Here is a 19,476-nt window from a genome sequence, read left to right on the forward strand (position 1 = left end):
AAGTTCAAAGTTATAGTTGAATGATTTAAATGGAGGGATACGAATTATGTACTTACATGGAACAAGTAAAATTAACAACAGCAATCATTTAGAAATTGGGCAGTGCGATACGGTCGAGCTGAAAAAACAATACGGCACTCCCCTATACATCTACGATCAAGAATTAATTGAGACGAAATGCAAGGCCTTCCATTCAGCCTTTCAAAGAAGCGGATTTTCATATCAAATCGCCTATGCAGGGAAAGCATTTCTTTGTATGGAAATGGCTAGCCTTTTAACGAAGCTTGATATGTCATTAGATGTGGTCTCAGGAGGCGAATTATTTACAGCGCTTGAAGCGGGATATCCAGCTGAACGCATTCATTTTCATGGAAATAACAAAACGATTGAAGAAATTGAAATGGCCCTTGATGCGAATATTGGCTGTTTTGTTGTGGATAACTTCACCGAACTTGAAGTTTTACATGCCTTAGCAGCTGAGCGCAAACAGCAAGCAGCTATTCTTCTGCGTGTTACTCCAGGGATTGAAGCCCATACACATGAATATATTATGACCGGACAGGAAGACTCCAAGTTTGGATTTGGTCTTTCCAATGACCAAGCTATGAAAGCAGTAAGTTCTGCATTAGAAAAGCCTTACTATGATCTTTTAGGCATTCATTGTCATATTGGTTCGCAAATTTTTGAAGTAGATGGTTTTTCTCGCGCCATTGATATTTTAACTGATTTCTTATTCAGTATTCGTGATAAAATGGAATTTGAAGTAAAAGTTTTAAACGTAGGTGGTGGTTTTGGTATTCGTTATACCGAAAGCGACTCTCCTCTTCCGGTTGAGTATTATGTAGATGCGCTGACAGAAAAGCTAAGCCGCACGTTAACTGAACAGAATTATACCCTTCCGGAAGTCTGGATTGAGCCTGGAAGAAGCATCGTAGGAGAAGCAGGTACAACGCTTTATACAATTGGCTCAACTAAGGAGATTCCAGGTGTACGCAAATACGTAGGAATTGACGGCGGTATGACCGATAATATCCGTCCTGCCCTGTATGATGCAAAGCATGAAGCTGTCTTGGCTAATAGAGTGACGGATAAAAAAGATGAAACAGTATCAATTGCGGGGAAATGCTGTGAATCAGGAGATATGCTTATTTGGGATATCGATTTACCGCGCGTTAATCAAGGAGATTTATTAGCAGTATCCTCTACAGGTGCCTACAACTATTCAATGGCTAGCAATTACAACCGTATTCCGCGCCCTGCTGTTGTATTTGTAAAAAATGGAGAAGCTCGTCTTGCTGTAGAGCGAGAAACATACGAAGATTTGGTGCGGAAAGATGTAAAGCCAGTCGTTACTACGTATGCAATGAGCAAATGATAGCTGTTCTTGCGTAGTAAAGAAGCTATTGTTGTTTGGAGGAAATCTAACTATGATTTTAAGTGTATTTAAAACGTACAGATCATCGCTTATTCTGCTTCTCGCTATTTTAATTGGCGGGATAGCAGGATATGCTATCGGGCCCGATGTGGCAGTCGTAAAGCCCTTTGGTGATTTGTTTCTTAATTTAATGTTCATGATTATCGTTCCCCTTGTCTTTTTTAGTGTTGCTTCGGCGATTGCAAACATGAACGAAATGAAACGTCTTGGTAAAATTATGCTAGGTATTGCTGTTGTGTTTGTCGCCACTGCTGCTGTTTCAGCCGTTCTAGGCTTTTTAGGCGCATCCCTTTACAATCCGTTAAACAACGTAGATACTTCTGCCATTAAAGAATTAATGGGTGACAGTGAAAATACAGCTGAAAAAATGACGCTTTTAAATCAGCTTGTTAGTACATTTACTGTACCTGATTTTGTTCATTTATTTTCGAAAGAGCATATTTTACAATTAATTGTCTTTGCCGTCATTTTCGGTATTGCTACAACGATGGCTGGTAAAAAAGGACAGCCTATGGCGAAATTTCTGACTTCGGGTCAAGAAGTATCGATGAAGGTCGTTAAAATTGTGATGTACTATGCCCCAATTGGTTTAGGATGCTATTTTGCTACTGTAGTAGGAGAACTTGGACCAAAGATCTTACAAGGGTACGCTAGAGCATTTATTCTTTACTTATTAATTGCAATCGTTTACTATTTCGGTTTCTTTACGCTATACGCATGGATTGCTGGCGGTAAAGCAGGAATTAAGCTGTTCTGGAAAAATGCAGCCGCTCCTTCTATCACAGCTATTGCTACCTGTTCTTCTGCTGCATCTATTCCAGTCAATTTAGATGCAACAAAGAAAATGGGTGTGCCAATGGATATTGCTGAAACGGTGATTCCATTAGGAGCAAACACGCATAAAGATGGTTCTGTTATCGGTGGTATTCTAAAAATTGTTTTCTTATTCAGTTTGTTTGGCAAAGATATGACATCTGCTACGAGCATTTTAAGTATTTTAGGCGTAGCCTTTTTAGTTGGGGCTGTGATGGGAGCGATTCCTGGAGGCGGTATGATTGGCGAAATGTTAATTATTACGATTTATGGATTTTCGCCGGAAGTCCTACCCATCATTGCTGTCATTTCCACGATTATTGACGCCCCTGCTACGCTCTTAAACAGTACGGGAAATACAGTAACAGCGATGCTTGTTACAAGGTTTACAGAAGGAAAAGACTGGATTAACAAAATTATCACTACAGATAAAGTCGCCTAGTGAAAAAGCCAAGGGAAAAGCCTTAATGACTCTCCCTTGGCTTTTTTCGTATGTAGCAATATCGATAGCAATGTATAAAGCATGCAAATACGCACATTCTATAGGTATGTTTCATAACCGGACTGGAGGTGTCGTCTAATGAGTAACGCTGCAGGAGGTTCAAAGAAGAATCAACCGAATGATGCGAATCACGTAAGCGCAGAAACAAAAGCTTATCAAAAACGTCTCACTGAGCAAAACAAACAAGAGCATCAGGCTGAAGAGCGAAAATAAAATTACGTCAAAGAATGCAGAGTCTGTAACAAGCGTTCTTTGACGTAATTTTATTTTCAAACGAAGCTCCATAACACCGCTCGTTATAAGTATATCGTACAACCTCCTTTCGCATTTTTACATATTCTATTAATAGGTTTGTAAAAATCAATTTCGACAGAAACTTTAGTTCATTTCTTTTCCCTGTTTTTATTCATTAGATGTATCTTCCCTTTTTAATCAGCGCATTTACAGTAAATAATTTAATGGTTAAAATAAAGAGTAAAGAAAAAGGATAAGCAGTTGCAGAAATGGAGTTTCACATGGAAATCAGAGACTTAGAATACTTTATAGAGGTAGCGAACCATAAAAATTTCACAAAGGCAGCGCTGCAAGTTCATTTGTCACAAACGGCTTTAAGTAAAGCCGTCAAAAAAGTAGAAAATGAACTTGGATTTGAGCTTCTTGATCGTTCGACAAGAGAATTAAAGCTAACCGATGCAGGAGAGGTTGTGTATCACCAGGCAACGAAAGCTCTGTACGTGTTAAAAGACATGCCTCACTTGTTGGGCGATTTAATGAACTTGCAAACAGGGCAAATCAAGATGGGAGTCCCTCCGCTCATCGGGACCTTGTTTTTCCCGAAGATTGCAAAAGCATTTAATGAACAATACCCTAAAGTATCTCTAGAGCTTATTGAATTTGGAGCAAAAAAAATTGAAGCACTTGTAGAAGAGGCCGGTGTAGATATGGGGATTGTTATGCTTCCTCTCACAAGCGGTCATGATGATCATTTTCACGTATACCCGTTCGTTAAGGAAAGATTCCTTTTATACGCGCATAAAAACCATCCTTTAGCGAAACGTTCTTCCGTTTGGATGAAAGAACTGGAACACGAAAAATTTATTATGTTCAGTGAAGAATTTACGCTGCACGACCGGTTAATCCAAGATGCTTTAAAATCAGGATTTATGCCTTCCATAGCGTATAAAAGTTCTCAATGGGATTTAATTATTGAATTAACAGCAGCAGAATTAGGTATTGCTATTTTACCCGAATCGCTTTATGCCAAAGTGCAGGATCCCAATATTATTACGGTACCTATTGCAGATCCAAAAATGATGTGGGAACTTGGAATTATTCTGTTAAAAGAACGCTACAGTTCATTTGCTGTAAGAGAGCTGATTAGTTTTTTAACAGAAAAACTAATGACAAATAAGTTGGACGCAAATTAAACAAAACCCTCTTTTTACAGAAGAGGGTTTTTTCGTATATAAATTCTGTCATTCAACAATTCCTAAAATGAATCCATCATAGCCTTTGCTTCCAACGGTTTGTATCGCCGTGGCGCTGATTCTTTTTTCTTTAGCTAGAGAATTCATAAATTGACGAATTCCCTTTACATTTTCATCTTCACTTTCTGAATTCACCACATGCCCTTGACGAACAACATTATCACAAATAATCAAACTTCCTTTTTTAGATAATTCTAGAGCCCACTTTAAGTAATTTGGGTTATTCGGCTTATCAGCATCAATAAAGATAATATCAAACGGATCTGTTCCCTTCTCCTTTAACACAGCTAATGTATCAAGGCCGGGTCCGACAATGACTTCTACTAAGTGACTTACTCCCGCTCTTTTTAAATTAGCTCTTGCTACTTCTGCATGCTGAGCGCTTAATTCCAGCGTAATAAGCTGCCCATCTTTCGGAAGAGCTCTGGCTAGCCAAATGGTACTGTACCCTCCAAGAGTACCAATTTCTAAAATGCGTTTAGCTCCTTTTAACGTAGCTAACAAATGCAGAAACTTCCCTTGACTAGGAGATACGTCGATGGCAGGTAATCCAGCCTCTTGATTTGCCTTCAATACCTCATCAAGAATAGGGTCTGATCCAATGAGTTTATTGTTCATATAGAGATCTACTTCGTTCCAAATTTCATATATAGACATGTCCATACTCCTCCACATAACTGATAAAGGCTTTATCGTTATTTAAACAATAATACAACTTATGGCAATAATTGTTCGTATATAAATGTGTTCTATCTCTCTAATAAACTATCCTGCTCGCTCTCAAAAAGAATTGTCATATATCCATAAAAAAAAGACCTTCTAGCAGGTCCTTTTTATCTTTAAATAACCGTAACTTTACTGAGATCTATCTTTGCACTCTTTAAAAAGTTATATGTCAATTTATCCATTTTTGCACCTTCGAAAACAGATTTCTTCAAATCTGATCCTCGAAACTGTACATTCAGCAAAGTTGCGTTGCGAAATGAGGCTTTTTTTAATGATACTCCTTCAAAGATTGTTCCGTTAAATGTTTCTCCGTCAAATACAATTTCTGTTAAATTACATTGCTTAAAGTACGTATTATCATAGATACAGTCTTTAAAATTGGCATGTTTAAAATTTGCCCATTTAAATTGTACGCCTGTCAAATTAGCATGATGAAATATTGCCTTCGTTAAATTGCTGCTTTTAAACATGCTGTCTGTAAGGTCTGCGTAACTAAAATCAGATTCATTTAAATTACTTGCATTAAATTTTCCTTTATACACCGATACAGAACGAAAATCAGATTTTGTAAGCTCGGTCTTTGAAAAATCCATAGGAACGGTTTGCTTCAATTCCTTTGTGGCTACATTCATTGATTCAATCAGTTCTGTGATATCACCAATAGAATTGATTGTCATATAATAAGCCTGTTCCTCACTGTTTCCATCTTTTTTGTAGTCTGTAAACTTTTCCTGCAAGTTCTGTGAAAGTTCTTCTTCTAAATCTTGAACATTTTTTACATCCTGATAAGGAGCCAAAATGTTATGCACATGATTTTTTATTTTTTCGTTCATTTATAACATCATCCTTTCTTACAACAACAAATCAATAATCTTTTTCGCTTGCTCCCAGTTTTCTTTGTTTTGTTTATATATGCTTTTTCCTTGTTCTGTAATTTTATAATATTTTCTGCGACCGCCTTGTACAGCATCTCCCCAGTAAGAAAGAATATGTCCATCCTTTTCTAGACGCTTTAAGCTTGAATACATTGTGGCTTCTTTTAATTCATACTGCTCTTTAGAGTGGGTATAAATAAGCTTACTAATTTCATAACCATACTTATCGCCACTGAGAAGTAATTTCAAAATCATTGTATCTGTATGTCCCCGAAGTAAATCTGAAGACATTTTTGCATATACCAAAGTATCACCTCTTTATGTATAATTTAAATCATATTACTATGACAGTCAAGGTATTATATTTAATAAAATACATTAATCTATAATTGAACATATATGTAAACAGCTCAATCAGTAGAAAATAGCCGATACGTTTCTACCGGCTATTTTTTAGAACGCATCTTATTATTCGTTATGACTAGGCTTAAATACTATCGGTATACGTTCTGTTGCTATTTTCCAAATCATGTGATGATATCCTTTGCTCCAGTAATCTTTTACTAAATAATGTGGTTCTCCAAATGTTTTTTTCCATACTTTCTGAGCATTCTTGTATCCGCTGTCCAAACAAATTTTTTTAATTTCTCTGCTTTGAAGCGTAAGCAACATAATATGTAAAAGCAGTGTCCCTACACCTTTTCTTTGGTAATTTGGATGAACAAAAACTGTGCCGATTTCAATCCATCCTTGCAGCTCCCCTTTTGTACACGCCGTAATTAATTCACTAACAGGACCATATTCAATACAACCAATAATCTTATTGGTGCACGTATCTATCGCGAGCCAAAAGAATCGATGTTTTCCGTTGCTATTAAGGTCGCATTTTAAATATTGTCTTTTACTTTCAATTTCTATTTGTATATCGTTCATCATGTCAGATAAGCCTTCCTTATGAAAAGTATCTGTAATCACTTCACTAAAAAGTTCGTGGAGTTCTGCGCTATCTTCTATTTTTGGTCTTCTTATTTCAATATTATACAATGTTCATTCCTCCTGATTATTTCACGGCAGAATATGAAGTTTTACCTTTATTATTTATCAATATATGTTGATAATCCTTTTCTCTTTCTACAGTTTTTCCAACAAAAAAGTACGAGAAGCTTTGAGTTCTCGTACTTTTTATAACGTGGATTCTACTTTTTCTATTGGGAACTGTTAATACTGATTCACAAAGCTCTGTATTTTACATACGAAGTCAGAAAGATCCTCCTTTATTTCTTTATCCTCTGTTTTCTCTACTTGCTCTTGTATAGCGTCAATCATTAAGCGTGCTTTTTTAGGATCTATAGACGCCTGTTGATTGCTATTGTTTGATAGACTCTTCAAAATTTGATTAGTCATTTTGTTTTTATCATGAATATAAAATAACATTTGAGGAACTTGATTAATTAACAGATTTACGTATCTACGAAACTCCTCTATCTCATATAATTCTTTTGAATTACCTTTAAAGCCATCGACTGAAAGCATAAGACTTTGGTAGCCTTTATCACTGCGTTGATTAAGTGCTTTAATAACTTTTAAAAACCGATCGAACTTTAAATAACGTATTTCGTCTTTCTTTAATTCTAAAAATTCAATTTCTCCTTTTTCCAAAAAGGGATCCTTGATAAGACTATTATCATTCATATACATTCTCTCCCTACTAATTTATTAGTTGCAGAGCTTGTTCTGAATTCATTTGTCTATCGTTTTAGTAATGTTTACCTCTTTTAGGGGCGTTTTAAAACCTTTATTTGTAAAACGCTTACATAAATGTTCTCAATTGCCTATCGTTTTGACGGCACCCTGCTTATTACGAGCTGATAAATGACGAATGAAAAAGAGCTCCTTTACAGAAGCTCTTTTTAAAAAATTATAGGGATGCTGATAACTTTATATCTTACTCGCTTCCTTTAATACTGCTAATAAGTATTCCCATGTCTTAATAGTAGACGGAATGCTCAGGTGTTCATCAGGCGTATGAACGTCGTACATATCGGGTCCGAGCGAAATGGCGTCTAATCCAGGGATTTTTTCCAGGAAAATACCGCATTCAATTCCAGCATGGATGGCGATGATCTCCGCCTCTTCTCCATACTTTTCTTGATAGACCTTTTTACATAATTCACGAATTTTTGAATCTCCATTGTACGCCCATTCAGGATAATTACCTTTTGTTTCAACTGTTCCTCCGACCATTTGAGCAAGGATGCGCACTTGGCTTACTATTTTTTCTTTTAAGCTTTTTACTGAGCTGCGAATTTCATTTTGAAAAACAACCTCAGATTCTGTCGTCGTGATCACACCTAAGTTGGTAGAAGATTCTACTAATCCTTCAATATTCATACTCATGCTTTGAACACCGTTTGGTGTTAGCATAATGGCTTGTACAATTCGTTCTGTTGTTTCTTTTGTAAAACAGTTCTTAACGGAAGAAAATTTGTTCATTTTCACATACACGCTCGGATCAGCTGCTTGTAATTCATTTTTTACTATTTCATTCCACTCACGAACCTTATTTTCTAGCTTCTCCACTTCAGAAAGCTCGACCTTTAGAATTGCTTCTGATTCACGGGGAATGGCATTTGATTTTAATCCCCCACTAATGCTGCTTAAAGAATAGGAAAGTTCTTGTTGTAAATCATATAACACCCTCCCTAGCAGTTTATTAGCATTTCCTCTTTCTTTATCAATTTCCATTCCGGAATGTCCGCCGCGCAATCCTCCAATGCTTAAGCTGTATGTTTCTGACTTATCGGAAGACGACTCCCAGTTTACAGGAATACGAAGCACGCCTTTTACCCCGCCTGCGCTGCTGACAAGTAGCTTTCCATCTTCTTCTGTATCAAGATTAATAAAGATTTCCCCTTCAAAATGAGCTGGATTTACAGCAATAGCTCCGCCCATAGTTGTTTCTTCCTCAGTAGTAATGACTACTTCAAGTGGGGGGTGCGCTAGATTTTGAGCATCTAGTAAAGCCAGTGCATACGCCACTGCAATCCCGTTGTCAGCTCCTAGCGTAGTACCATTTGCATAAAGCATATCTTCCACAATTCGCAGTTGAAGCGGATCTTTTTCGAAGTCATGAACAGTTCCTTTATTTAACTCGCATACCATGTCCATATGCCCTTGCAAAATGATGGTTGGAGCATTTTCATACCCTTTAGTTGCCGGCTTTTTAATGATTACATTTAAAGCTTCGTCTTGTATAACCTCAAGGCTTCTTTCTCTTGCAAAAGAAATTAAATAGTCACTAATTTCTTTTTCATTTCCAGATCCTCTAGGAATAGCTGAGATTTCGTTAAAGAAATAAAAAACCGGATGTTTAATTAATTCATTTACTGTTTGCACCATATGTATCATCCTTTCTAATCTGTACGCTTTTTTATCATACTATTTATCTTTACAGTAGAAATAGCATATGAGGCTTCTTTTATGTATAGCCTAGTTATATTCTAACGTTGATTAACTCAATAGAATAGATATAACATAAAAAAGCATAAAGGAGCCTATTAGACTCCTTTATGCTTCTGATGATTTATTCTCTTTTTTATTGAGCTGTATATCCGCCGTCCATTACTACCGCTTGACCAGTTACACCTTTTGCTTTATGACTCGCCAAGAAGATAGCATAGTCAGCAATTTCGCTAACGTCTAGTAATCTTTTTTGAGGGACTAAAGGATAAATAACTTCTTCAAGAACGCTTTCTAATGGTACGTTTCTTGTTTTAGCTAAACCATCTAACTGACCTCTTACTAGTGGTGTATCCACATAGCCAGGACAAAGTGCATTAACCGTAATACCGTGTGCTGCGCCTTCAAGAGCCGCTACTTTTGTTAAGCCAATCACACCATGTTTAGCACTGTTATAAGCTGCTTTGCCTGCAAAACCGATTAAACCGTTGATAGAAGAAACGTTAATAATACGTCCGAAACCTTGTTTTTTCATAATCGGAAACGCGTGCTTAATCGCCATAAATGGAGCTGTTAGCATAATTTTAATCATTAACTCATATTTTTCAGTTGGAAACTCTTCGATTGGAGAAACATGCTGCAAACCAGCGTTATTAATAAACGTATGAACCGCTCCAAAATGTGCGTTTGCTGTTTCAATTAAATGTTTGATTTCTTCTAGTGTTTAAAATTAATAAGTAAAATAGAAAAAATACCAATTAATAACGAAACAATAGGCTCCCATTTTAAAACGTTTAATGTCACGACAACGACAATCAGCGGTAAAATAGCTAATATCACATTCATCGATTCCTACTCTTCACCCGCGGCAACCGATAATTCATTAGGCTCGGTAAACCCTTGATTTTTAGCTTTTAATTTTTTATCGCGATAAGCTAACCATAAATATCCTCCCACCGCCATAATAAGACCTGAGACAATTCCAATAATCGAACCGGACATTGCATTGGTTTTGAACGTAGCAGTCGGAATCAGATTTTGAATTTGAGGCGTACCTGGAATCGCTGTCATTGTAAACGTAAATGCTCCGAGTGCAATGGTTGCTGGCAGTAAATTTCGCGATACGTTAGCTTCTCGAAATAGCGCGATTGCTAAAGGATAAATAGCAAAGACAACAACGAATAAACTGACTTCGCCGTATGTCAAAATGGCTGAAGCAATCAGCACCCCTAAAATGGCTCTTTTGCTTCCAAATAATTTAGCAATACGCTGCGCCAACGATTTAGCTGCGCCTGTATCTTCCATTAGCTTTCCAAAGACGGCTCCTAATAAAAAGATGGGGAACCATTTTTCAGCGAAATCTACAAACCCTCCCATATACACATTTGTATAAGTAGGCAGTATTTTTAAACCGCTAAAATAAGCAACGAACGTAGCTACAACAGGTGCCACCCAGATAATAGACCATCCTAGATAAGCAAAAAACATCAACAATAACAATCCTACAATAATAACCACACGGTAGCCTCCTTTCCTTTTAATACATATACATAATGGATTATTTCACAACACAACAAGTTTACACCCGTTGATTTTATAAATAAAATGAATAATAGGAATCAAAACTATGAATAAAAGTCGTAGTTTACTCAAAAGTTTCTACTCAATTATTTTTCTTCTATAATTCTACTCTGAGTATATGCTATTAAATACACTTCCTTCCTTTTTCCTTGTACAAGACACGTTTTTTTCTGTCACATCCCTCTTTATTCCTTTATTTTCTTTTCTCTTATAAGTTTTTTCGAACATATAGATGGGTATTTGAATGTTATGACACAGAAAAAGAGGCGATCTTATGCTACATTTCATAACAGACTTACTGAAACAATTTGGAATTTGGGGACTTTTAAGCGGACTGGCTATTGAGGCTTCCTCCCTGCCGTTTCCTGGTTCCCTTCTCACCCTTACCTACGGATACTTATTAAACTTGCACGTGGTGAAATTATTATTAATCGCTCTTGCAGGAAGCGCCGTTTATACAGCTTTTAGTTTTATACCGTATGGAATAGGCTATAAATTAGAAGATAAGGTAAAGAAAAAATTATCAAAAAAGAAAAAAGCATTTGAGAAATCACAAAAATGGTTTAAAAAATGCGGATTATGGAGTATTGCTATTGCTCGTCCTTTAGGGCTTGGCAATTACATTTCCTACCTTTCAGGGCTATCTAAAGTGAAACCTATGCCGTTTGCTCTGCTCACGTTTCTTGGTATCTTTCCTTTGAATATTGCCATGCTTTGGTTAGGACAAATCGGAAACTTTAAGTCAATTCAATCTTTTATCTCAGATGCACAAACCTATATTCTAATTGCAGCGGTAGTTGCTGTATGCGGATTTTTAATTTATAAGTTCTATTTTAAAAAAAGCAGCTGCAACGAACAGTCTAGTTCAACTTAATAGTATAAAAAAAAGACCCCTCGGGGTCTTTTTTTTATCAAATAGAAATAACACCTAAAATTAATGCGACTATTGTCATCACTGCCGTAGTTCCTAGAGCCCACTTAATTAAAAAACGTTGCAAATCACTGAATTCAATTCCTACCATTCCAATTAATAAGTGAGCTGCTGCTACTAAGGGACTTATCACGTGAACAGGTTGTCCCAAGATAGCAGCTCTTCCAATTTCAGCTGCGCTAATGCCATAACTTTCGGCAGCTTGAGCAATAATCGGCAATACACCAAAATAAAAGGCATTATTAGACATAAAAAATGTAAAAGGGGCACTTAAAAATGCTACTACAACTGGCAAAAAAGGGCCCATTGCATCTGGGATTATTCCTACAAGCGTATTTGCCATAGCATCAATCATCTTTGTTCCAGACATAATTCCTGTAAAAATACCTGCTGCAATAACAATTGAAACGACGGCTACCGCATTATTTGCATGAGATGAAATTCGCTGCTGTTGATCTTTGATGTTTGGATAATTTATTAGTAATGCAATAGCGAACGCTACCATGAACAAAAGCATCAGCGACATAAGGTCCATAATTAAGCACACCATAAGACTAACGGTAAGGAGAAAATTAAACCATACTAACTTAGGACGTCGATAGTCTGGATATTGCGCTGTCCCCTCTAATTCATATGCGTGTGCAATTTCATTTGCAGAATGTTTAATATTGATAACTCCTACCCTTTTTCTTTCTCTTCTTCCAAGGACAAAAGAAACAAGCAGCACCCATAGAAGTCCAAAACCCATTACAGGTATCAAAGGCAAAAACAACTGAGACGAATCTAAATTTAATGAACTCATAGCCATAGCAGAAGCACCTCCCCATGGAGTCATATTCATGACTCCCATAGATAGCATCGCAACTCCTGCCAAGATAAGTGGATTCATTTCTAGGCGTTTATATAGCGGAAGCAAAGAAGAAACCGTTATCATATAGGTAGTAGTTCCATCCCCATCTAAAGCAACCATCATTGAAAGAACAGCAGTTCCGACAACGATTTTTAGAGGATCTCCTTTTACAACCTTTAAAATGAATGAAACAAGAGGGTCAAACAATCCTGAATCAATCATTAATCCAAAATATAAAATAGCAAATAAAATCATAATAGCTGTAGGGGCAATGTCTTTTACACCCTCTAGCATCATAGGTCCCATTCCACTAGCAAAACCACCTATTAGACCAAATATGATTGGAATAATTATAAGAGCAACCATTGGGGTAAGTCGCTTTGACATAATTAAATACATGAACACCGCAACCATTAAAAATCCTAATAAAGAAAGCATAGATATTTTTCCTCCTTTTTTGATAACGTTTTCATTTTTATTTGCTATACGTTACTAAAAAGGTATCACTTGTTAAAGCAGGTTCATAGATAACCACCATAAGTTTAATATCTTTTATAAAAGTAATTCTTTTCATTTTTTTCATGCATAATTTCTACATAAAAACGAGATAGCGGTTCTTTGTCCGCTATCTCGTTTTTATGTAAGATTAGTTACTCGGTATTTCCGCTCGGGCCTCCCTACACTTCCATACACTATTTCCACCTGCATTTCCTTACACGATACTAAATACTCTAAATACCTTCTCATTGTTGAATAGCTGATACCCACTAATTGGGAAAACTCATCTACATTCAAGCTTTCCTGAACTTCGCGAACTTTATCTCTTACTAAACGAAGAGTATGTTTATCAATACCTTTAGGAAATTCTGTTACTGCAGCCGCCGATTGATTGTGGCGGTTATGATTTGTTCTAAATAGATGGTCTATTTTATCTTGGTTAATCATTTTATTTTCAGTTAATTCTATTCTAGTAGACTGATAATGTTTTAAAGTAGATAAAAATTTATCAATAATTACAGGTTTCACCAAATAACCAAATGCTCCTCCTCTTATTGCTTCCCCTACTGTTTCAACATCATTGGCTGCCGTTATTAAAATAATGTCGATTCCTCGATACTTCTTTCTGATTTCCCATAGCAGTTCCACTCCGTTGATATCTGGTAAAAAGACATCTAATAAAATTAATTGCGGCGTAAATATTGTTAGTAATTCTAAAGCCTGTTCTCCAGATCCTGCTGTCGCAACAATAGTGAAATGCTCTAATTTCTTAGTAAACTGCTCATAAATTTGCGCAGCTGTAGAATCATCTTCTATAATCATGACATTAATTTGATTTTCAGTCATATCGATTCTTCCTTTTCGTTATTTAATAGCTTTGGGATAACTAATGTGAATCTTGCCCCTTGTAACATACTTTTGCTTATGTACAGTTCGCCTTTAAGCAACTCTACAGATCTTTTAACAATGTTCAATCCAATCCCGTGATTTTCACCTTTTTTCGTTGTGTAACCATCTATAAAAATCATATTTTCTACTTCTTTTGATATCCCTTGCCCATCGTCTTCAACTTCAAAAATCAGGTCATTTCCTACATCTGTAAAAGATACCAATACGTGCCCTTTATGTTCTCGCACAGCCTCGAGCGCATTATCAATTAAATTCCCCAAGATGGAAACAACGTTTTTTGCATCTTCGATATCTAAAGTACTTGTTAAGTTACTATCTTGATCAATTTCTAAAGTGACGTCTAATTCTTTCGAACGATTGACCTTTCCAAGTAAGCATGCCGCAATCAAAGGATCCTTTACAGAAGACATTAAAAAAGAAAGAATATCTTGGCGTTCCTTTACCTCTGATGAAATCATTTGCATGACATGCTCGTATTTCTTTAACCTTAACAATCCATAAATCACGTTCAGCTTATTTAAAAATTCGTGATTTTGAGCGCGTAAATTATCAGAGAACATTTTAATTTTAGAAATCTCTTCAGTCAATTCTTCAATTTGTGATAAAGTTCTTATGGTAAGGACGATACCTTGCACTTCTTTTTTTCTTACAATAGGAGATAAATCTAAAATATACTGCTGACCATCTAGTAGAAGGGATTGGTTAGAATACACGCATTGTTCTTCTATTGCTTGATCAATTAGCTGTCCTAAACGGGCGTTCTTTATCTCTCCTCCTAGTGCTAAATGAAGGTTATCAAAGAGCTCTCTAGCCCTTCTATTCATCGACGTTACATATTTTTCTACATTTACAGTAACAGTAGCATCTCGAATGGATTCAAGGGTAGCCTCTTTTTCTTTAAAAAGAAAGGAAATTTCCTCCGGTTCCAGTCCAAATATTAGTCTTTTTACCCGCCTTGCAATGAAGAAAGCTCCAAATGCTCCAATAAGAAAAGGAATACAGGACAATTTAATAATTTTTATTCTATAATCATTAATCTGTTTTTCTATATTGCTTACAAGAAACCCTACCGAAGAAACGCCTATTACGTTTCCTTGGTTATCCCATATGGGGGTTTTGGCTTTAATTGCAAATCCTGAAATTCCTTTTCCTTTATAAATAATGGATTGATGCTCTTTTAAAGAAGCTTCATTGCTTGTTTTGGTATGTTTTCCAATGTAACCAATATTGGGATGAGAATAGCGTATTCCTTTATCATTAGCGATGGTGACGTAATCTGCCCCAGTGGTTTTTCTTATTTTTTCAGCAACAGGTTGGATGTGCTCAGAAGGATTTTTATGCTTAAAAGCTTTTACAATAATTTTATCTTCAGAAGCTAATTTTGCTACAGTCATAGCTTGCTTACCTACATATTTTTCGACAATTTCATCTACCATTGCAGAAAATAAAATGCATACAAGGACGGTACTAACAAGAATAACTACCGTGATGAGTAATGTAATTTGGGCAAGTAAGCTAGGTCTTCTATTCACATAGAGAAAACGCATACATTCCTCCTTTTAATGAAATAAAATTTCGGCCGTTATTTTAAGTGTAGCATAAAAAAAAGGAAGTTTAGCGCCAAACTTTAAATGTTTATAAACAGACTTCTAAAGGGAAAAACAAACCGAATAAACGCTTGACTTAAAGTACACTTTAATAATTATAATCAATTCGAAAAAATCTAAAATGGAGGAATAGACATAAAATATACAGTAATCACTGGCGCAAGTTCGGGAATTGGATATGAAACAGCTTTAGCTTTTGCAGCATGCGGAAAAAATCTTATATTAGCTGCACGTAGAGAGGACAAGCTGGATGAGTTAAAAGGGAAGATTGAAGAACTGAACCAAGATGTAAATGTTATTGTCCAGTCGGTTGATTTATCCGTGGCAGAAAACGCTCATACGTTTTATGAGTCACTTAAAGAATATGAGTTAGAAACTTGGATTAACAATGCTGGATTCGGAAACTTTGCTTCTGTCGGTGAACAAAAATTAACTAAAATTGAAACGATGCTTCATTTAAATATCGAAGCCTTAACAATTCTTTCTTCTCTATTTGTAAGAGATTATGAACATGTTGAAGGTACACAGCTTATTAATGTCTCTTCAGGAGGAGGCTACACAATTGTTGCTGATGCAGTAACTTATTGCGCAACAAAATTCTACGTAAGTGCATTCACAGAAGGTCATTCTCAAGAATTAAAAGGAAGAGGAGCAAAAATGCAGGCTAAAGTTCTAGCTCCGGCTGCTACTGAAACAGAATTTGCACAGCGTTCTATGGATATGAATGATTTTGAATACGAAGGACGAGTTCCTAGGTTTCATACGTCAAAAGAGATGGCTGCTTTTATGCTAGATCTTTATGATGGCAATAAAACGGTAGGGCTTGTAGATGGAGTGACTTACGAATTTCAATTAAAAGATCCTATCTATCCATACGCAGAAAGAACGACAAGTTCAGATTCTTAAACAAAAAAGCACCCTTGCAAGGGTGCTTTTTTATGGACTCTTAAATGGGTAAACATCTTGTTTTATGTAATGGAAGTGCTCGAAGACAGTCGTGTTTCAAACCCTACGTATCCTTTCACTCTTTATTTCCTGATTTTTGTTTCACTTTTTTGCACATACTAACCTAACGGAGGTGACGAAAATGGGTACAAAAAAATCTGCTAACCGAGGTCAAGTAGCTCCTGGTGTTAACCCTCAAGGACACGGAAAAGATGTTGAGTTTTCAACAGAACCGAAAAGTGAACTTGAAAACAAAGCGAAAAAATCAAATACAAAAATTTAATTAAAAAGGAGAAGATTACTCTTCTCCTTTCTCCCCCTCTTAACTATTTTTTCAAAAATAAGCTCCACAGATCGTTTACTCCTTTCTGCTTCTTATAAAATTGTATCAATAGTATAAAAAAGTATACTATACAACAAAAATGTGCGTACTTGTTAGAGTGATTTATATGATTTATGATAAATCTGCAAACGAACTTTATGGCCATTTGTATGTTAACTAACTGTTAGTTGTATGCTATATAGGGTATAGGTTACTCTAAACAGTTCATTACTAAATATTTTTATAGAAAGGTTGTTTACACATGAACAATACAGATAAAAAACAAGAAATTTTAGACGCATTTAACTTTCGGCATGCTACAAAAGAGTTTGATCCAACAAAGAAAATTTCCGATGAAGATTTTCAATTCATTTTAGAAACGGGGCGCTTATCTCCTAGCTCAGTAGGTTACGAGCCATGGAAATTTTTAGTCGTTGAAAATGAAGATTTAAAGGAAAAATTAAAAGCTGTTTCGTGGGGAGCACAAGGCCAAATTCCTACAGCAAGTCATTTTGTTATTATTCTTTCTCGCACAGACGCAAGATATGACTCTGAATATGTATTGGATCTTCAGAAAAACGTAAAAGAAATGCCGGATGATGTATTAGAGACATTAATGCCTCGTTATAAAGCTTTCCAAGAAAATGATTTTCACTTGTTTGAAAGCAAGCGAGCGCTATTTGATTGGGCTAGCAAACAATCTTATATTGCACTAGCTAATATGATGACATCAGCTGCTCAAATTGGTATTGATTCTTGTCCAATTGAAGGGTTTAACTATGACCAAGTACATGAAATTCTAAAAGAAGAAGATTTACTAGAAGACGGTAAGTTTGACATTTCCGTTATGGTTGCGTTCGGCTACCGAATTCATGAACCTAAACGCGCCAAGACAAGAAGAAGTATGGATCAAGTTGTGCAGTGGGTAAAATAATAAACAAAAAAGAAGGGATGACAGCAATGTCAGCCCTTCTTTTTTATATCTTTATATGCTGCTATAAAGTCAGCAGGATCGGTATGTATTGTATAAGCGAACATCCCTTGATTTGTATGTAAATATAAAAAGCCATTGTCTTTTGAAACGCATTTGTAAGAGATGTCAAATACGCTGTTAATGTGGAAGCAATCATTCTGTGTTTGAATACTATCAGCATATAAGTACATGTCTTTTGAATGCTGAATCGTCACCTTTTGTGTTCGTTTCATTTTTCTTTCAATGTATGTATAAGGAATTATAGAAATAATGCTCATAGCGCAGCTCACGCTCTCCTTCCTCATTAATATTTTTCTTTTGAAGGATAAAACATCTCGGTAACAAAACTCTACCACTTACCAAAAAACAATTCCAGAAATACTCTTTCTGGAATTGTTTTTAAGGTTGTTGCTCTTTATTTTCTTCACCTTTACAAAAGTCGATATTACTGTTTGTCATGGAGGCAATAGCAGGAGAGACATTTCCAAACGAAAAACAAGCTCCTACCGATTTTGTATTTGCCGTGTGGCTATTTTGTACAACACAGCCTACGCTTACATTCGAGTTGTCTTTTAACCCGTTAGTCACGATATTCTCAATGTTAATAATACAGCCCATTTTAACACCTCTTTCGTTTCTATTAACGTATGTCAGCTCTCCATATATGTATAGGATGTTCGCCTATTAATGATAAGTTGTTTGTTGCGAAATAGAAAAAAAGAATCTTCGTATACCCTTTAAGTAGAGAAGACACTAAAATGATGTCTTCTCCTTAAGTGAATTCAACTTTTTACAGCTTTTTCCCAGTCTGATGCAAATTTTTCAATTCCTTGTTCTGTTAACGGGTGTTTTACTAGTTGTTCAATTACGGCATACGGAATGGTCGCAATATGAGCCCCAGCAAGAGCTACTCGTGTGACGTGATCTGGGTGTCTGACTGACGCTGCTATAATTTGTGAGTCAATGTGTTGAATTCGAAATAGCTCTGCAATTCGGGATACCAGATAAACACCGTCTTCTGAAATATCGTCTAAGCGCCCTAAAAATGGCGATACGTATGTGGCGCCAGCACGAGCTGCTAGAAGCGCTTGATTCACTGTGAAAATTAACGTGACGTTTGTTTTTACGCCCTTTTTAGCTAGATAACGGGTTGCTTCCAATCCAGCAATGGTCATAGGAAGTTTAATCGTTATATTTTTGTCTCCTCCATTAATTTTTATAAGCTCTTCTGCTTGAGTAATCATGTCATCTGCTGTTACTGTGTCAGGCGTGACTTCTGCTGAAACGGATTCTACTTCCGGGACGGTTTTTAAAATTTCCTCGATGCGATCTTCAAACTTCACGCCTTCTTTAGCTACTAGCGAAGGGTTTGTGGTAACACCTGATAATACCCCAATTTTATATGCTTTTTTAATATCTTCTAGGTTAGCTGTATCAATAAAAAATTTCATCATTTATTCCTCCACTTGTTATGTTAAAAATAACTTGTTTATGGGCTTTTTTGCATAACTTTATATTCAAATGGAATTGCCCTATTCATATTGTCTTCATAAAATAAAATTT

20 protein-coding genes and 2 pseudogenes are annotated in these 19,476 nt (G+C 36.0%); 8 read left to right on the forward strand and 14 right to left on the reverse strand.

What is annotated here, in order from left to right; all coding sequences use genetic code 11:
• The first annotated feature begins 46 nt into the window (after positions 1–46).
• The 4 genes from lysA (at position 47) to M3225_RS12550 (ending at position 4,177) form a co-directional block, all read left to right on the forward strand.
• Positions 47–1,375: a diaminopimelate decarboxylase gene (gene lysA, locus M3225_RS12540; protein ID WP_251394148.1), complete on the forward strand. Its 1,329-nt coding sequence runs from the start codon at positions 47–49 to the stop codon at positions 1,373–1,375.
• A 52-nt stretch (positions 1,376–1,427) separates the two neighbouring features.
• Positions 1,428–2,690, forward strand: coding sequence for a dicarboxylate/amino acid:cation symporter (locus tag M3225_RS12545; protein WP_251394150.1), 1,263 nt, complete (start codon positions 1,428–1,430; stop codon positions 2,688–2,690).
• A gap of 138 nt (positions 2,691–2,828) precedes the next feature.
• On the forward strand, positions 2,829–2,963 hold the full coding sequence (locus M3225_RS29575; RefSeq protein WP_285885488.1) for a hypothetical protein: 135 nt from the start codon (positions 2,829–2,831) through the stop codon (positions 2,961–2,963).
• A gap of 302 nt (positions 2,964–3,265) precedes the next feature.
• The gene (locus tag M3225_RS12550; protein WP_251394152.1) at positions 3,266–4,177 is read left to right on the forward strand and encodes a LysR family transcriptional regulator; all 912 of its coding nucleotides are present in this window, start codon (positions 3,266–3,268) and stop codon (positions 4,175–4,177) included.
• Between the two features lie 48 nt (positions 4,178–4,225).
• On the opposite strand, the gene M3225_RS12555 is transcribed toward M3225_RS12550, so the two are convergent.
• The 8 genes and pseudogenes from M3225_RS12555 to M3225_RS12590 form a co-directional block, all read right to left on the reverse strand.
• The gene (locus M3225_RS12555) at positions 4,226–4,912 is read right to left on the reverse strand and encodes an O-methyltransferase (RefSeq protein WP_251394154.1); all 687 of its coding nucleotides are present in this window, start codon (positions 4,910–4,912) and stop codon (positions 4,226–4,228) included.
• A 164-nt stretch (positions 4,913–5,076) separates the two neighbouring features.
• Entirely contained in the window at positions 5,077–5,796 is a 720-nt protein-coding gene (locus M3225_RS12560) for a pentapeptide repeat-containing protein (RefSeq protein ID WP_251394156.1), read from the reverse strand.
• 18 nt (positions 5,797–5,814) lie between these two features.
• Entirely contained in the window at positions 5,815–6,144 is a 330-nt protein-coding gene (locus M3225_RS12565) for a PadR family transcriptional regulator (protein ID WP_251394158.1), read from the reverse strand.
• Positions 6,145–6,306: 162 nt separating this feature from the next.
• Positions 6,307–6,882, reverse strand: a complete 576-nt coding sequence (locus tag M3225_RS12570) for a GNAT family N-acetyltransferase (protein WP_251394160.1) — start codon at positions 6,880–6,882, stop codon at positions 6,307–6,309.
• A 174-nt stretch (positions 6,883–7,056) separates the two neighbouring features.
• A complete protein-coding gene (locus M3225_RS12575) occupies positions 7,057–7,530 on the reverse strand; it encodes a hypothetical protein (RefSeq protein WP_251394162.1) in 474 nt (157 codons plus the stop codon).
• Positions 7,531–7,776: 246 nt separating this feature from the next.
• Positions 7,777–9,237 (reverse strand): aminoacyl-histidine dipeptidase, encoded by a 1,461-nt coding sequence (locus M3225_RS12580; protein ID WP_251394164.1) that lies wholly within the window; start codon positions 9,235–9,237, stop codon positions 7,777–7,779.
• Between the two features lie 196 nt (positions 9,238–9,433).
• A pseudogene (locus tag M3225_RS12585) lies at positions 9,434–10,015 on the reverse strand (3-hydroxybutyrate dehydrogenase); the annotation flags it as partial.
• Between the two features lie 2 nt (positions 10,016–10,017).
• Positions 10,018–10,815 (reverse strand): annotated as a pseudogene (locus M3225_RS12590) (GntP family permease); the annotation flags it as partial.
• A gap of 337 nt (positions 10,816–11,152) precedes the next feature.
• Between M3225_RS12590 and M3225_RS12595 the strand changes: the two are divergent.
• Positions 11,153–11,752, forward strand: coding sequence for a DedA family protein (locus M3225_RS12595; protein WP_251394168.1), 600 nt, complete (start codon positions 11,153–11,155; stop codon positions 11,750–11,752).
• A 37-nt stretch (positions 11,753–11,789) separates the two neighbouring features.
• Here M3225_RS12595 and M3225_RS12600 read toward each other — a convergent pair whose 3' ends face one another.
• The 3 genes from M3225_RS12600 to M3225_RS12610 all read right to left on the reverse strand — a co-directional run bounded on the left by M3225_RS12600 (position 11,790) and on the right by M3225_RS12610 (position 15,613).
• Complete coding sequence (locus M3225_RS12600; protein WP_251394170.1) at positions 11,790–13,097, reverse strand: CitMHS family transporter; 1,308 nt, start codon at positions 13,095–13,097, stop codon at positions 11,790–11,792.
• Between the two features lie 198 nt (positions 13,098–13,295).
• Positions 13,296–14,003 carry a response regulator gene (locus M3225_RS12605; RefSeq protein ID WP_251394172.1) on the reverse strand — a complete coding sequence of 236 codons (708 nt, stop codon included), beginning with the start codon at positions 14,001–14,003 and terminating at the stop codon, positions 13,296–13,298.
• Positions 14,000–15,613, reverse strand: coding sequence for an ATP-binding protein (locus tag M3225_RS12610; RefSeq protein WP_251394174.1), 1,614 nt, complete (start codon positions 15,611–15,613; stop codon positions 14,000–14,002). The genes M3225_RS12605 and M3225_RS12610 overlap by 4 nt, the downstream gene beginning before the upstream one ends.
• 195 nt (positions 15,614–15,808) lie before the next feature.
• On the opposite strand from M3225_RS12610, the gene M3225_RS12615 reads away from it, so the two are divergent.
• The 3 genes from M3225_RS12615 to M3225_RS12625 all read left to right on the forward strand — a co-directional run bounded on the left by M3225_RS12615 (position 15,809) and on the right by M3225_RS12625 (position 17,874).
• Positions 15,809–16,579, forward strand: a complete 771-nt coding sequence (locus tag M3225_RS12615; RefSeq protein WP_251394400.1) for an SDR family NAD(P)-dependent oxidoreductase — start codon at positions 15,809–15,811, stop codon at positions 16,577–16,579.
• Between the two features lie 181 nt (positions 16,580–16,760).
• Entirely contained in the window at positions 16,761–16,901 is a 141-nt protein-coding gene (gene sspL, locus M3225_RS12620; protein WP_013057030.1) for a small, acid-soluble spore protein L, read from the forward strand.
• Between the two features lie 301 nt (positions 16,902–17,202).
• Positions 17,203–17,874 carry an NAD(P)H-dependent oxidoreductase gene (locus M3225_RS12625; protein ID WP_251394176.1) on the forward strand — a complete coding sequence of 224 codons (672 nt, stop codon included), beginning with the start codon at positions 17,203–17,205 and terminating at the stop codon, positions 17,872–17,874.
• 29 nt (positions 17,875–17,903) lie between these two features.
• Here M3225_RS12625 and M3225_RS12630 read toward each other — a convergent pair whose 3' ends face one another.
• The 3 genes from M3225_RS12630 to fsa all read right to left on the reverse strand — a co-directional run bounded on the left by M3225_RS12630 (position 17,904) and on the right by fsa (position 19,364).
• The gene (locus M3225_RS12630; RefSeq protein ID WP_251394178.1) at positions 17,904–18,191 is read right to left on the reverse strand and encodes a 3-isopropylmalate dehydratase; all 288 of its coding nucleotides are present in this window, start codon (positions 18,189–18,191) and stop codon (positions 17,904–17,906) included.
• 121 nt (positions 18,192–18,312) lie between these two features.
• Entirely contained in the window at positions 18,313–18,531 is a 219-nt protein-coding gene (locus M3225_RS12635) for a spore germination protein (RefSeq protein WP_251394180.1), read from the reverse strand.
• A gap of 164 nt (positions 18,532–18,695) precedes the next feature.
• A complete protein-coding gene (gene fsa, locus M3225_RS12640; RefSeq protein ID WP_251394182.1) occupies positions 18,696–19,364 on the reverse strand; it encodes a fructose-6-phosphate aldolase in 669 nt (222 codons plus the stop codon).
• Between the last annotated feature and the right edge of the window lie 112 nt (positions 19,365–19,476).

This window comes from Priestia aryabhattai, from assembly GCF_023715685.1.
GTDB lineage: Bacteria > Bacillota > Bacilli > Bacillales > Bacillaceae_H > Priestia > Priestia aryabhattai_B.